Annotated in this window: 11 protein-coding genes; 1 reads left to right on the forward strand and 10 read right to left on the reverse strand. The window is 40.8% G+C overall.

What is annotated here, in order from left to right:
- The coding region (locus FBQ94_RS10095; RefSeq protein ID WP_285442117.1) for a hypothetical protein at positions 1-209 on the forward strand (209 nt) is incomplete at its 5' end.
- Positions 210-698: 489 nt separating this feature from the next.
- Here FBQ94_RS10095 and FBQ94_RS10100 read toward each other — a convergent pair.
- The 10 genes from FBQ94_RS10100 to FBQ94_RS10145 form a co-directional block, all read right to left on the reverse strand.
- Complete coding sequence (locus tag FBQ94_RS10100) at positions 699-1,079, reverse strand: YdbL family probable chaperone protein (RefSeq protein WP_040544452.1); 381 nt, start codon at positions 1,077-1,079, stop codon at positions 699-701.
- Positions 1,080-1,135: 56 nt separating this feature from the next.
- Entirely contained in the window at positions 1,136-1,357 is a 222-nt protein-coding gene (locus FBQ94_RS10105; protein WP_007222701.1) for a hypothetical protein, read from the reverse strand.
- A 14-nt stretch (positions 1,358-1,371) separates the two neighbouring features.
- Positions 1,372-4,143 (reverse strand): intermembrane phospholipid transport protein YdbH family protein, encoded by a 2,772-nt coding sequence (locus FBQ94_RS10110; RefSeq protein ID WP_007222702.1) that lies wholly within the window; start codon positions 4,141-4,143, stop codon positions 1,372-1,374.
- A 119-nt stretch (positions 4,144-4,262) separates the two neighbouring features.
- Positions 4,263-5,024 (reverse strand): DUF3307 domain-containing protein, encoded by a 762-nt coding sequence (locus FBQ94_RS10115; protein WP_007222703.1) that lies wholly within the window; start codon positions 5,022-5,024, stop codon positions 4,263-4,265.
- Positions 5,025-5,051: 27 nt separating this feature from the next.
- Positions 5,052-5,732 carry a sigma factor-like helix-turn-helix DNA-binding protein gene (locus FBQ94_RS10120; protein ID WP_007222704.1) on the reverse strand — a complete coding sequence of 227 codons (681 nt, stop codon included), beginning with the start codon at positions 5,730-5,732 and terminating at the stop codon, positions 5,052-5,054.
- Positions 5,733-6,333: 601 nt separating this feature from the next.
- A complete protein-coding gene (locus tag FBQ94_RS10125) occupies positions 6,334-7,602 on the reverse strand; it encodes a glycosyltransferase (RefSeq protein WP_007222706.1) in 1,269 nt (422 codons plus the stop codon).
- 3 nt (positions 7,603-7,605) lie between these two features.
- Positions 7,606-9,867, reverse strand: coding sequence for a hypothetical protein (locus FBQ94_RS10130; protein WP_007222707.1), 2,262 nt, complete (start codon positions 9,865-9,867; stop codon positions 7,606-7,608).
- Between the two features lie 190 nt (positions 9,868-10,057).
- Positions 10,058-10,627 carry a DUF309 domain-containing protein gene (locus tag FBQ94_RS10135; RefSeq protein ID WP_007222708.1) on the reverse strand — a complete coding sequence of 190 codons (570 nt, stop codon included), beginning with the start codon at positions 10,625-10,627 and terminating at the stop codon, positions 10,058-10,060.
- A 441-nt stretch (positions 10,628-11,068) separates the two neighbouring features.
- Positions 11,069-12,532: an NADH-quinone oxidoreductase subunit N gene (locus FBQ94_RS10140; protein WP_040544455.1), complete on the reverse strand. Its 1,464-nt coding sequence runs from the start codon at positions 12,530-12,532 to the stop codon at positions 11,069-11,071.
- 99 nt (positions 12,533-12,631) lie between these two features.
- Entirely contained in the window at positions 12,632-14,215 is a 1,584-nt protein-coding gene (locus tag FBQ94_RS10145; protein ID WP_007222711.1) for an NADH-quinone oxidoreductase subunit M, read from the reverse strand.
- Positions 14,216-14,231: the final 16 nt, after the last annotated feature.

Here is a 14,231-nt window from a genome sequence, read left to right on the forward strand (position 1 = left end):
AACCCGGAGAGTTGCTCACCCGCCTTAGAGCGGCCTTTGTCGATGGGCTTCAGAAGGTAACGTTTCCCTCACCCCCTGCCATCCTGGCTACATGGCTTCCGGCTTTTACCATGAAAGAACTTTCACCCGTTAGTAAGCACTACCCTTCGCTGGGCACGCCAATGCGCAAAATTGAACCTGCAAGGAATTTCGGGGAAATGGGGCTATAGTATTCAAAGGATGAAACCGGACATACCGCATGCAATCCCGAAGGGATGACATCTCAACGCAGATATTCCATGTCACCCCTTCGGGGTTGAAGGGTTTTTTCCTGCTTTTTCTATAATCATGACATCCCTACGGGATTAGGTAGAGACGCAACATCTTGTGTCCCTACAACCGACAAACTCAACACCTTGCGTTTCTACAATTGCAACATCGTGTATCTTTGTGTTTAATGTTGGGAAATTTCAATTCCGTAGGACGACCATTTCGGGTTGCCTAGCAAGGCTAAACAGACTGTCTGAGAATACTTGCACACGACAAATCTTATACTATATGTTGACAAAATATTAGCATGATAACAATATTGAGTATGGCATTTGTGAGTCGATTGAATTCTCGGACAGCCTGTAAAGCCTCGCCCTACATCGACTCCGTGAGTGTTTCCATGGTAAAGATTGATCATTATAGGTGCACCTTAATTCAACCTACTCGTCTTATTTACTCTTCTTATACCATTTCCCGTTTGCATCCTGAAGCCACTCTCCGGATGCGGCTTTACCTGCAATCTGTTCAGCTCTCCGTTTCCCAACAACTTCAGCGTCTGCTCCCTGTTGTGCCGCAATTGCTGCATAGATTTCTCTTCGATCGCTATTTTCGTCATTCACAACATTTTCCTCTTTCCTTACATTTCCCACAAACTCCAAATACCCCTTATTATTTTCTCCTACTATGCCTTTTGCTTTTAACTCCTTCATGAGAGGAAGCCGCGACTGCATTCTGGCTTTAATGTCTTCCGCATAGGTTTTACCGGTGAAGATACATGTTGCAAATATAAAAAGAGTCATCACTATCGTGAAAAATTTAGCTTTGTTCATCATAAATCTCCTTTTTCATTACAATTTACTGTTTATAATATGCTTTAACGTATACTCTATTTTGTATTAACCGTATCTGTTCCGGTCTTATTTTCTATCTTATCAAGATCGCCAAAAAAATCATCAAGGGCCTTATCAACTTTAACATTTACATCGATGGTAATGTGAATTGGTTTTATTTCAACGGGTGCCACATCAACTTCATGTTTTGTCTGAATACATCCCTGCAGAAACAGATAACATACTATTCCATAAAAAAGGTTACGCCTTTTTCCCATATTTAGTATCTCCTTTAGTATTGTAGCATACTCATGATATCGTTAACATTTTTGCCGTAGTACATAATCTTATTGAGCGGAAGACGAAAATTAATATCAAGATGGATTGGATTATAGATTCCTCCTTTGCTTGCTGCTTCAAGTTTAGAAAAAGACCCAAGCTTTCTATTGTAAGTGAAGGGTAAAGGGTTTATGGGTTTTCCATCAAGACTCATCTGTAATAATAAATCTTCTTCTTTTGTTGTTAACAAAATTTTTACCCAATTATAATGAAAATCCTTCAACACCGCATTGATAAAATTAATTTGTGAATACTGAGGTGTATTCTGAGGAATACCGATGTCTAAAATACTCATCCCCGCCACATGGATTATTCCTCCATCCCCTGGCGCAGAATACAGGAAACCGTTATCAAAGCTTACATTCCCGCTCTCATATCTCACAGGTAACCGCCCACTTACGGTACCACTCCCTTCTGCCTTTGCAATACCAAACTGGTCAAACAATGCTGCAAGATTCAAACGATCACAAATGAGGGCAATGTTGTAATCTGTCTTATCGAGAGAGAGTTGCATTGCATGGGTAAAAACGCGTCCATTACACCAGGTAAATTCACAATTTTCTACAAAAAAAGATTCTGGCGATTCTATCTGAAACTCAACTCTGCCATTATAAAAAGCCAACTCTCCAATGGATAATTTCTCAAATTGGAACTGCTGATGTGGGGCGCTCCGCATTTCTAAAAGATCAGGAAATGAAAGAACTTGATTCATTCCCTCGATAGCAATCCCTTTCTCTTTGAGATCTAATCTTGAATTTCTCAGAGATACTTTTGTTGAAGCTTCCATATTTACAGCATTAACGAACAAATTACCATCAAGTTCAAGCTCTCCCCCGAATGAGATCCCTTTTGCCGAAGCTAATAAATTACCAAAATCAACTGAATCAGATTGAAATTGAGGAATCTTAAAATCAAGGTTCAATTCATAGCCATTTTCTGAAAATAAATCAAACGTGCCGTGAGAATTGAGAGTTAGCCCGGCTATAAGAGCGCTCGTATGCTCAGCCTCAAAAATTATCCCAAATCCTTTTTGATATATCGTTCCGGAGGCTGTTCCAAGATTTACTGCATTCAAATAAACGGCTTCTGCTGATACTTTTCCCTTTTCCCCTAATTCCTCACAAGGCCATTGAAGAGGCAATTCTCCACGAATTCCTGTTGTTTTCGTATCGTACCATACATCTAAAACTTCTGCATTTTCAAATTTTGTAATAGCATCCATACGAAAAAAACCATCTTGCAGGTAGCGCCCCTCCCCCTGAAGAGAAAACTCAGGTATCTTTATTGCTACAGGCTCTGTTACTATTTCCAGGTTAGGGGTTTTTACTTCAAAGGCAGTAATCCCTGTCATTCCTTCCGTAAAGTTGCCATCGATCCTGGTATTACCGATGAGAGAGACCGAGGGCATCCTCACAGTTGCATACTGATCATATATATGAACATCAACATCATGCAATTGTACTGCGTAATTTACGGTTCCTTTCGTTTTTTCACCTTTTCCGGAAACAGTAACGCCTGGCATGCTTGAGATAATATCGAGTGGTTCATACCTAATCTCACAACGATTTACAGGAGAATTTGGTTGCTGAGAAAGTGCAAATTCCCATTCGCCCGTCTTTGTAAATTTTGCAGAAAAACTCCCCTGGGTATGGAGTGGTTTTGCAAATTGTATGGGATGCTGGTTCCTGTCAGAGCGATCCAGTACAACAGTAAAATATCCGGAACTTTCAACAGACTCCTGAGAAGATTGAATATTACAAGTTGCATCAGATATTTGTACCGGCAATGGATAAGGAGAAAAAATATTAGTTGCATTAACCTGCCACAGCCCTCCTTCTGCATTGATGTTAATACAAAGAGGCAGTTTGCCATGTTCAGAGCTTTGTGAGTCTAATACAGTCATCTTTCTGTAATCAATCCGGGTGTTATGGAACTCACAGAGTATCGCAGACCGGGAAATTTGAAAAGGGTTTAACTGGATTTCAGAGGTCCCGTTAATATTCATAAGGCCAGACAGAACAAGCTCTGGAATAAACTGTGCGATATCCGGAAATTTATCAAGCTGAAAAGAATGAGAATGGAATTTTAATGATGCTTTGTTTGCATGTATATCTATGTATGAAGAGATGGTTAATTCCTGATCACGGGGATATAATCTTAAGATACACTCAAAGGTATTCTGATTTCCTTCTTTTGTAAACAGAGAGATATCAAACGGCAAGCGGTAGTTTTGTCCATGATAACGGCATACCAGAACTGCGTTGCAAATCTTAAGGCTCCCTATGGTCAACGGAATATTCTGGTCCCCGGCGGACTCTTTTGAAGTATCGTGAGTTGTTTCTCCAGGAAAGGCCCTTTGCCAATCAAAGCCAGGAATGATAAAATTCCCATCTACCATCTCGCAATTCAATTCAAGCCCGCCAATAATAATACTATCGATATGCTTTTTGAATAATCTTAATGGCGAATAATCTAATTGGATTGAATTAATGGAGACAGGGATCTTATCCGAATCGCCAAGGCGTAAACTTCCCAAGTCCATACCAGTAAAACCTATTCTGCGGACTTTACACCCTACCGGTATTCCTGTTTTTTTAGAAACCTGAGGTAAAATGTTAGATTCAATATATCGTGGCAGGTAGAAATAAAGGAAAGCGGAGGCAATAAAAAAAAGAAGAAATAAACCTAAGATACCAGAGAGAATTATGTTACGTTTTAGTAACATTGCTGAACAGAAATCCCTTCAACCAATAATTATTTTATGGAATAATTTAGTCTTTAAATAATCCCGTAGGGGTATAAAGCGTTAAACCGATTAAAAAGCCCTGGAAGAGCGGCTCTTCTCTATTTTCCCAATGCCGATACGTGGAGAATCCCGTGTGTGAATATCCCTAAAAAAATTGCTATCGCAAAGCTAATCATTGTACCTATTAAGATATATTCTGTCTCTTTTCTGCGGCTCGGATCTTTAATCTCACCAAAACGAAAAATTGATTTTGCAGCAACCAAAAAGCCAATAACCTCGTAGTGTTTTAGCAGCACAAACGTTAGTATTAAAATACGTTCCAGGCGCCCAATCCATAGCCCGGCTTTCTCCAAACCCTGGGAAGATGGTCCTTCTATTTCCTTTCTCCAAGGCTTTGTAACCTTACCGATCCAAATACCTGCCGGCCAAATTACTACTATATAGGACAAAACCAAAGCCCATATTTTTACCTTTGATATCTCTGAAGACAGAGCTTTAACAATTTCTGATATATTGCCCTGTATCAGCAAGACCCAGCATCCAAGAATAACGATCACGTGTGCCAGTTGATCCAGGAGAAAAGATCGGGCTGTGTCTTCTCCCCTGGCTTTCAAGCCATCGCATGTTATATGTGAAATAAAAATAACGAAAGGAAGCCAAATTACATCCCAGGCGCCGGTTAAAATATATGCAAATATGCCTGCTAATGCTCCATGCACATAGAGCCAACGAGAAACCCATTTTTTCTTGAACCGATGTTCTACCAGGGAACGTGTCTGAAATATAAAGTCTACAATTAAGTGAGCTACGATAAGACGGAGAAGCAAGGCCAAATCATTTTGAACAATGAGTCTTATCATATAACTACCTGGCGTTATTTTACTACATTAATAAGCCCTTGTGCTTTTTGCCTCAAGGATTAGCTGCTCATATCGCAGGCATAACTCTTCAATAGCCCATCCACCTGCAGCCTTTAAACGTTGGCGAACGGCTGGTTGCGAGATACCAAATTCCTTTGCAATCTCCTCTTGAGTTAGACCCCGGATTTGACCCAATATCGCTTGTGCCTGCTCGGCTGACCATCTGTTTATAAGGGCATCAAGCAAGGCACATTCTATATCAAGTTCTGTATTCACATCCTGCCACGGACTTCGCACCAACAACCGCCTGTCCCCTTTCATCGTATCCACTGTTGGTCCAGAAAGGCGAAATGCTTCACCATCTCCTTCGGCCCCCCGGCCGCCAGGAAGAAAATCAATCGCCCCGATTCCCACAGCAACACGCGCATCTACCGCATAGCGACGCTGTTTTACCTCAAAGCCACAACGTAAACTGACACGAATAACAATAGCCGCACGGAGAGCAACCTCTGGCTGAGATAATACCCCCTGAAAACTATCCCCCCGATGTATTTCAAAAGGTGCATGCACTGCTTCGGGTAAAATTTTTCCGATAGTTCTGAAAGAAGATTTAAGAATTGCTAATAAATGGTTACGCTGATCAGCTTGCAGCTTTGATGACCCGACTATGTCCCCGGTTATAACTGCATAAAGCTGAGAATTTTTCACAAAGGCCTCTTCAGAACATCCTCATCAATATAAGCTTACAGGCTTATAATTTCTCAATATAAGCTCCTGTACTTATATATCAGATAAAACTGATCAATCTGCATATTCTGTAAGAATTTTCTTGCAAACGTAAGAAGTTTACCAAAGTAGAGAGAAAAAATCATGAGAAAAATTATTCTAGTCTTTTGAATAATTTTGGGAACATAAATCAGATTATATTTGCTTTATGCAAGTTGATAAGTTTCACATAGTATATTTTTGCAAAAATCGGTGAATTTGATGTATTGAAAAACCCCATGAAAGTACGCAGCATCCTGGGATATTTGCCTGAGAATGCGCCCTTATATCCTGAAAAGGCAGCGATAATAAGCATGCTGTGATTCTCAACAGAGTCACCAATGGATGGGAAGTAGAAAGCAGTTTTAAAGTACCTGGGAACAATGATAAGATTTAAGGCATCCTAAATACAATCGCAGGCATTGAAGGTAAACAACGAGCTAAGAGAAAAAAAGACTTACATAGATATTTCCTAAAGGCTTCAATTGATGTATTGTAAATTAACCACAGGTGAATACGGATAAACGCACATACTATAAATCTGTTACTCTTCACTTTTCAACATTGCACCTACTGAGATAGCCTTAGTCATGATTAAATCAGTTTCTGCTTTTATCATACGAATAACGCTTGCCCATGCGCTGTCCTCAGTATTGCGATACGTGTAACCTTTATCAATAACAGCTTTATATATACTTAATACATGTTCAGCACATCGGTCTATCGAGAAACATCGTGCAATCTCCCGTGCCGCATTTTTTAAATCTTCTTTCTCCCGATCAGACAAACTGGCAACCCATTGCAAAGCAGAAGCAAACTCCTCCTCACTCTCAGAAAACAAGAGACGACCATTCACACGATCATTCAGAACCTCACGTACTCCGGGGGCATCTAATGCTACCACAGGTATACCAGCAGCCATGGCCTCAGTTAATACTAATCCTTGTGTCTCAGTTTGAGACGCGAAGGCAAAAACATCCATTGCATGGTATGCGTTTACCAGTTCTCTGTTTTCTAAAGCGCCAGGATGATGGAAACGATGCTCTAGTTTATTTCGCCTAAAGAAGTCCTCGATCTCATTCTCCAAGGGTCCTTTGCCAATAGCAAGAAAATAAGCGTTCTTTTTCTTTTTAAGAAATAAGGCTACTGCCTGGGCTAAAAACATAATATTCTTTTCAGGAGCAATTCTGCTTACAAACCCCACAACAAATGCATCTTGAGGGATTCCTAATGATTCTCGAAAACTTATACCATCTCCCTTTGCAAACTTTTTAATATAAATACCGGTAGGAACTATATCAATACGTGTTTCCACCCCGCGATGACGCAATAAATCGGCGATACTCTGACTTGGCGCAAAAACACGATCACAGAGATTTGCATACCCTGCAGACAAGGCTACTACAAACCGCTTTAAGGCCGGAGAATCACCTGGCACATAGTGTGTGTATCGCTCATACAGGGTATGAAAGGTAAAAATCAAAGGCACTTTGTATTTGGCAGCTACTCTGAGAGCTGAGTCACCAATTAAGTATGGATGATGCGAATGTACTATATCAGGTTGAAATGCCTTTAATTGCTCGGAAAAGATTCCCGGAATAGGCAATTGCACAGAAAAATCAGTTTCGTTAAAATTCTGGATAGCCGGGACACGAATTACATCTTTTTCTTCTCTCGGCATATTCCTGAACGTAGGGGCAACTATCACCACTCTATGACCGCGCTTACGGTATTCGTTGGTAAACATCTCCACCGATCGTTCCACGCCACCTATAAAGGGCTTGTAGGTATTTGTCATCATGAGAATATTCATACATTACTCCATGGGTATTAATTCTACAGATCTCATTCCAGATTGAGAGGCTATTGGTCGATACCCGGCAAGCCGGATTTCAACGACAGGCTCTTCTTTATGCCAAATCCCATCCCAATTAACGGTGACTTTTCTTTGATCGCAATGAATCAAAATAGAGATAGTACCGAAAGAAGTTGGGGCAGGGCCAAAAGAAAGGGATGTCTGCTGATTGGACCACTGCCGGGGGATACCAGAACAAAGAATGAGTCGTTTTTCTCCTTCCTCCCGCACAAAACAATTTCTTACCATAAGTATCCATTCAGCGGTAGCCCAAACATGTTGTCCATCACCCATACACCCTCCGCGGGTACGGGGATGAATTGCCTCAGGCCATTGACCAGTTGATGTTGCCAGAGCTGCTATCGTGCTCATTAAATGAAAAAAACGGTAGTCATCAGCTCGCAGCAGTACTTGGGCAATATGTAACGTGAGATAAGGATTAATGCCAGAGTGGATCATGTCATGGAAAAAGCCGCCGTCAACAAGGCATTCTCTGATAAGATATTCTACGGTATTTAATAAACGGGAATCATGTGGTTCCCATAGCTGCAGTGGGTATCCGACAGCTAATGAACCGATTGATCCGCTGTCCATCCGCCGGTATGGAGAGGCTGGCATTGAAGAACAACCTATACGTTTGGCTGCAATTTGTAAACTACGTTCAACAGAACTCAGCAAAGAATCAGCCTCCTGAAGAAATTCTTCGGCAACCTTATACTCATGAAAAGAATCCATCAAATGTGAGGCTGCTCTTAGCCCTGAAACACTCCAGAAATCGTCCCAATAATAGTAATCACTAGGACCAAGATGCTCAGCGCTGAAACCCGGTGGAAGCAGTCCTGCATGGGGAGCGTTTATATGCACAGACAGACGTTTCCTGTGAATCCACCTGCCTGCATGCCGGATAGCATTTTGCCATGTTGATTTAGGCTTTTTGCCGGTCAACTCACAAAACCGATGCATAACCCATAAAACCTGACCATTGGAATCCCATTCCCCTTCCTGAGACCGAAAATATCCCAGAGTAGTCTGATAAGAGGGAAATAGATCAAGAATCTTCTCTGCGCGGTCCGTTAACCCGGTACACAGCATTGCATGTAAAATAAAAGCTGCATCCCGAAACCAGAAACGTTTATACGTATATGGTCCTGCATAGATGGTATCGGGTGAATGAAGAATAAGTGTCCTTAAAGCAGACTGATAAAGAAACTGGAATCTTTTATCAGGAATACAAAGTCCACAAGCTTCCTGAATATTTTGCTCCCAATGTGTAAAATGGGGTGATTTTATTGGCGCAAATAAATGCTTTTTTTCTATTTTCAGTGGCACATCAACCGTAACCATTCTTGTGCCGCCTGATTGAATTTTAAAAAGCGCCGCTGCTGTAGCCATACCAACATCGCACGTCACTTCATGCCTCTTGTCCTCAGATAAAATATTTTGGTAAACATCCCCCGTACGATAATGAGAAAATGCCCATCGGTCAGGGAGAATGCCAAAAAAGACATTATGCTCACGGTTAATCCTCCAACCCTTTTTATCGGGAAGGATAACAACATCATGAATAAAGCTTATTCCTTCTGGGTTATAGGGACGCAAGGAGACGACAATCCATCCTTGAGAATCTGCATAACCAGTAAGGGAGATCCGGCATACTGGAACTTCAGTATTTGAAATAACCTCGACTTTTGATTCAAGGGTTATCTTCCCTAAAGCAGTATTTGTTACTACAACAAGATTTCCTTCAAATAGTAAATCCTGGGATCCAGAAGGTAAACGCGATGGTAAAAGAGCCTGTTTATCCTCTGTAACTATCCAACTATCCAATGACCATCCGTCAAAAAATGGTGTAACCAGCCCACGAGGATCAATAATCGGTATTTCAGAAAAATCAGGTATGCCTACTGCGGTCCAATTCCTATGAGTGAGATTGATATGAGTAAAAGAAAATGCCCTGGGGATAAAGGATTCATTTTTGGGATCAAACTGCTGCTCTACCCAGTAAGGCCAAATCCAATCAAGATTATGCTGTATTGCCTGACTGTTTATCAAGCCTCGTGCATGCAACACTGCACCTGCACGCAAAAGCTCCACGGGAACCGTGACTTCGGAAGGCTGAGCAAAAAGACTGAGACGGGAAAGTATCAAAAGCGGATCCAGGAAACCTTGCGATTGCGCCCAATGTTTTATGATAAATCTCCACGGTAACCACTTCAGCCACATATTTTCTCGTGTCCCTCATATCTTTTCCGTACTTCTTATAATAAACTTCTATTCAGGTAAACTGATACACTTGAAATAAAAATATCACAAATTACAACAACATTGCTATAAAACATGAAAGCCTTACTCCTAAGTATTCATTTAACATGCAGAATATTTTTAAGTCAAGCAATTAATATAAAATACCCCCTTAAAAGTACAAACAAATTAAGGGCTTAACCGTCGACCGGGAATAAGTTTGTTCTGAAACAGTAGAGGAAAAAAACGGTGAGAAAAACGTATCAAGGCAGATAAGGAATTCATGGAGGTTAATCCCCATATACATACCTTTTGGATCACTTATACTCTTTAATACCTGGCGTAATTTATCACGCCCGGTTGTGGAAAGATGTCTGAGTCCCGTGAGTTTCTGGAGATGATGCTTAAGGACTGAGATTGAGATTTGAATCAACCCTTGTAAGAATAGTTTACAATCTCCTTCCGCTCTCTTCCATAATCCTTCCCATACCTCACCAGCTTCCCACCAATATGAAAAATTATAAAGATCAACACCGTAAAGGTAATCCTCCGCCTTACGCCATGTTTCCGGGAGCTGAATATTTATCCTGGTATCTTCTTGCAAACCGTAGCTATGGCCACGAGGGTCATAGAATGGATGTGGAGTAATTCCCGGTATATGCCGATAGGCAGGAAAGGAACGCTGCGGACAATAGCGCACGCAAGCAGGATCAAATGGTTGAGGTTGTCTTATACATTTCATCGCAAAACCTGTGGTATGTGGTAGATGGATGCTATGGTGGATTCGCTTCGCTTAATCTACCCTGCCTGTAATTCTATAATAAGTAGGGTGGATCAAGGCGTTGGTTTTTACGCCGAATCCACCAATACTATTTCTAGAAAAGGCAGATTCGCTATCGCTTAATCCGCCCTACCGCAAACCCGCTTAGTGAAAATTCCTATACATATATTTATTTATTAGCTCCTAATGGAGCACTTTGACGGACTTTCCAGACAGTCTCTTAGGCAGGATTTACAGGATCAGGTAAGGTATGATAAAATAAAAAACTTTGTAAATCTTATTGAATCTATCCAAATAAGGACAAAGCTGCCCTTTCTGCTGCAACGCAGCAAGCACATTAAATTTATGTGAATTATATAACCATTCACCGCAAAAAGCAATTTTGAATCGGGGGAAGGGGGATTATTTTAGTATGAGAATGGATTGCTGGGCTATTTCCATAATCTTCGATGGAAAGATACCCAGATGCAGAGTACCGATAACTGATAGAACTACAGCAACAACAATCAAGGGAGAGAGCGTAAGGGGATTAAAGTCTCTGGTAGGTTCTTTCATATACATAATAACCATAATACGCAAATAATAAAAAACGGAAATAACGGAGTTTATCACACCAATAACAGCTAGCCCAATATACCCTGATTTTATGGCAGCACTGAAGATATAAAACTTTCCCACAAAGCCAGCAGTAGGTGGAATACCTGCCATGGAAAGCATAAAGAGCGACATAGCCACGGCTAAACCAGGGTGTTTGAATCCTAATCCTGCAAAATCATGAATCTGTATAAACTCATCACCTTTTTGACTTACTATAATGACAACAGCAAGCGCCCCAATGTTCATAAACGTGTAAGCCAGGATATAGAACAATACACTAGACACACCCATATCGTTTGCAGCCACAAGTGCAATGAGAAGATAGCCTGCATGGGCAATACTGGAATACGCCAGCATACGTTTCAAGTTTGTTTGGGCAATGGCTACAACATTGCCGACAGTCATAGTCAGCAATGCAAGGATATAAATAATCTTTTGCCATTCATAATGAGTAGATCCAAAAGCTGTCATAAGAATGCGTAAAAAGGCAGCGAAGGCAGCAGCCTTCGGTCCTACGGACATAAAGGCTGTGATGGTTGTAGGCGCACCCTCATAAACATCAGGCACCCATGCGTGAAACGGCACAGAAGCAACTTTGAATCCAAGCCCAATGATTATTAATGCCATTCCCATAAGCAGCAAAGGATTTGAAATACTACCTTTATCTGCAATGAAACCGGCAATTTGTTTCAGGTTAATAGCACCTGTAGACCCATAAACAAGAGAAATACCGTACAACAAAAAGCCTGTGGCAAAGGCGCCCAGCAAGAAATATTTTAAAGATGCCTCATTTGAAATGAGCTTTGAGCGTTTAAATCCTGTCAGGATATAAATACTAATAGACATGACCTCAAGTCCGATATAGATATTTAACAGGTCTGCACCGGATGCCATGAGCATCATGCCTATTGTTGAGAATAAGATTAATGCATAATATTCTCCGTGGTTAATCTCTTCGCGTTTTATGTAACTGTGCGAGATTAAGATAACAAGGCCTGTGCTGAGGAGAAAGATGAAGTTAAAAAATAGAGAATAATTATCGATTGCAAAAGATTCATTGAATGAAAATAACGTCGTTCCGGCAGAATTTCTCGCTAAGATAGCTGCTACGATAATCCCCATGAGGGATAAATAAGCCAGAAGATTTTTTTCTCCCAATTTCCTTGAGGATAATATATCCACAAGGAGAACAATCATGCCGAAACCTGCCAAAGTCAGGATTGGTAGAATACTGAGAATATTGAACGTCATTATCGAGACATTTGCCATATACCTTTACCTTATATAAGCCTTTTATATCTGGGTCTTTACCATAGCGAGAAACTTCCATAAAAACCACAAAAGATTAAAGAACACAAAGAAATCAGTCTACCATTCTGTTTTGGTTTCAGAAATTATATCAATCTTTGGCACAATAGTTTGCTGTAATTGTTCAACTCTTTTCTGTCTTTGCGTATTAGACACAACGTTTGCCTTCTCTCCTACCTGTTTTAAAAGATGGTTTATGGATGCATCCATCTTTCTCAAGAAAGAATTAGGATAGATACCAATCCAAAAAATCAGGAAGACAATGGGAAGCAGGATAGCAAATTCACGCTTATTCATATCTTTTAGTGTCTTGTTCTCTTCGTGGGTTATTTCATGAAACATAACCCTTTGAAACATCCAGAGCATATAAACGGCAGCAAGAATAATCCCCGATGCCGCAATAGATGCATACAGAATACGGGACTTAAACGTGCCCATCAGGATAAGAAACTCTCCTACAAAACCGTTTAATCCGGGTAATCCAATAGAGGACAGGGTAACAACCAGGAAGAAAATAGCAAAGATGGGGATCTGTTTCGTCAGACCTCCAAAATCGGCAATCATTCGTGTGTGCCTTCTCTCGTAGAGCATCCCAACTACAAGAAAAAGCGCCCCTGTACTGAGACCGTGGTTAATCATTTGAGTAATGCTGCCCTCAATACCCTGGATATTAAAGGCAAAGATTCCGAGCATAACAAAACCTAAATGGCTTACACTGGAGTAAGCAACGAGTTTTTTCAGATCATCTTGAACCATAGAAACCAAGGCACCGTAGATAATGCCAACAATAGCCATCCATGATATCACCGGAATAAAGGCATGGCTTACCTCAGGGAATAAAGGTAAACAGAACCGTATAAAACCATATGTTCCCATTTTTAAGAGAACACCTGCCAGGATTACACTTCCTGCCGTGGGCGCCTCCACATGAGCATCCGGTAACCATGTATGAAATGGAAACATGGGAACCTTAATGGCAAAAGCAAAGGCGAAAGCTATGAATAGCCAGAATTGGACGGCAAAGGAAATATCGAGTTTATATAATTCTAACAGATTAAAGGTATATTCTCCCGTTGCCCGGTAATTTAAAAAATAAAGGGCAATGATAGCCAGGAACATAAATACACTACCTGCCGTTGTGTAAATAAAGAACTTTACCGCAGCATAGATCCTCCTGGAACCTCCCCAGATGCCAATGAGAAGATACATCGGAATCAGCATGAGTTCCCAGAATACAAAGAATAAAAATAGATCCAATGAGATAAACACGCCTACCATAGCTGTCTCAAGGATCAGCATAGAAATCATGTATTCCTTTACATTCTTGGTAATATGCCATGAAGCAAGAATGGAAATTGGCGTAAGAAAAGTTGTCAAGAGTATCAGAAAGAGGCTAATTCCATCTACTCCAACGTGATATTTGATTCCAAAGGAAGGTATCCACCGTAGTTTCTCAACAAACTGCATTTCATAGGTACGCGCATCGAAGTTAAAGTAGAGGGGAAGGGAAATCAAAAAAACTATTATCGCAACAAGCAGCGCTGTAAATCTGATAAGCTCCCGATTCTTTGAATCAATCGAAATGATAAAAAACACTCCTATAATCGGAAGAAAAGTGATTAATGAAAGAATCGGTACGGACATCCCATCGCTCCAGAAT

The organism is Candidatus Jettenia sp. AMX1 (genome assembly GCF_030263775.1).
Taxonomy (GTDB): domain Bacteria; phylum Planctomycetota; class Brocadiia; order Brocadiales; family Brocadiaceae; genus Jettenia; species Jettenia caeni.

Bases quoted from the DNA above. Each gene is read 5' to 3' on its own strand.
- FBQ94_RS10105 (WP_007222701.1), bottom strand. From the start codon at position 1,357: ATGGGAAAAAGGCGTAACCTTTTTTATGGAATAGTATGTTATCTGTTT.
- FBQ94_RS10110 (WP_007222702.1), bottom strand. From the start codon at position 4,143: ATGTTACTAAAACGTAACATAATTCTCTCTGGTATCTTAGGTTTATTT.
- FBQ94_RS10115 (WP_007222703.1), bottom strand. From the start codon at position 5,024: ATGATAAGACTCATTGTTCAAAATGATTTGGCCTTGCTTCTCCGTCTT.
- FBQ94_RS10140 (WP_040544455.1), bottom strand. From the start codon at position 12,532: ATGGCAAATGTCTCGATAATGACGTTCAATATTCTCAGTATTCTACCA.
- FBQ94_RS10135 (WP_007222708.1), bottom strand. From the start codon at position 10,627: ATGAAATGTATAAGACAACCTCAACCATTTGATCCTGCTTGCGTGCGC.
- FBQ94_RS10130 (WP_007222707.1), bottom strand. From the start codon at position 9,867: ATGTGGCTGAAGTGGTTACCGTGGAGATTTATCATAAAACATTGGGCG.
- FBQ94_RS10100 (WP_040544452.1), bottom strand. From the start codon at position 1,079: ATGAACAAAGCTAAATTTTTCACGATAGTGATGACTCTTTTTATATTT.
- FBQ94_RS10145 (WP_007222711.1), bottom strand. From the start codon at position 14,215: ATGTCCGTACCGATTCTTTCATTAATCACTTTTCTTCCGATTATAGGA.
- FBQ94_RS10125 (WP_007222706.1), bottom strand. From the start codon at position 7,602: ATGAATATTCTCATGATGACAAATACCTACAAGCCCTTTATAGGTGGC.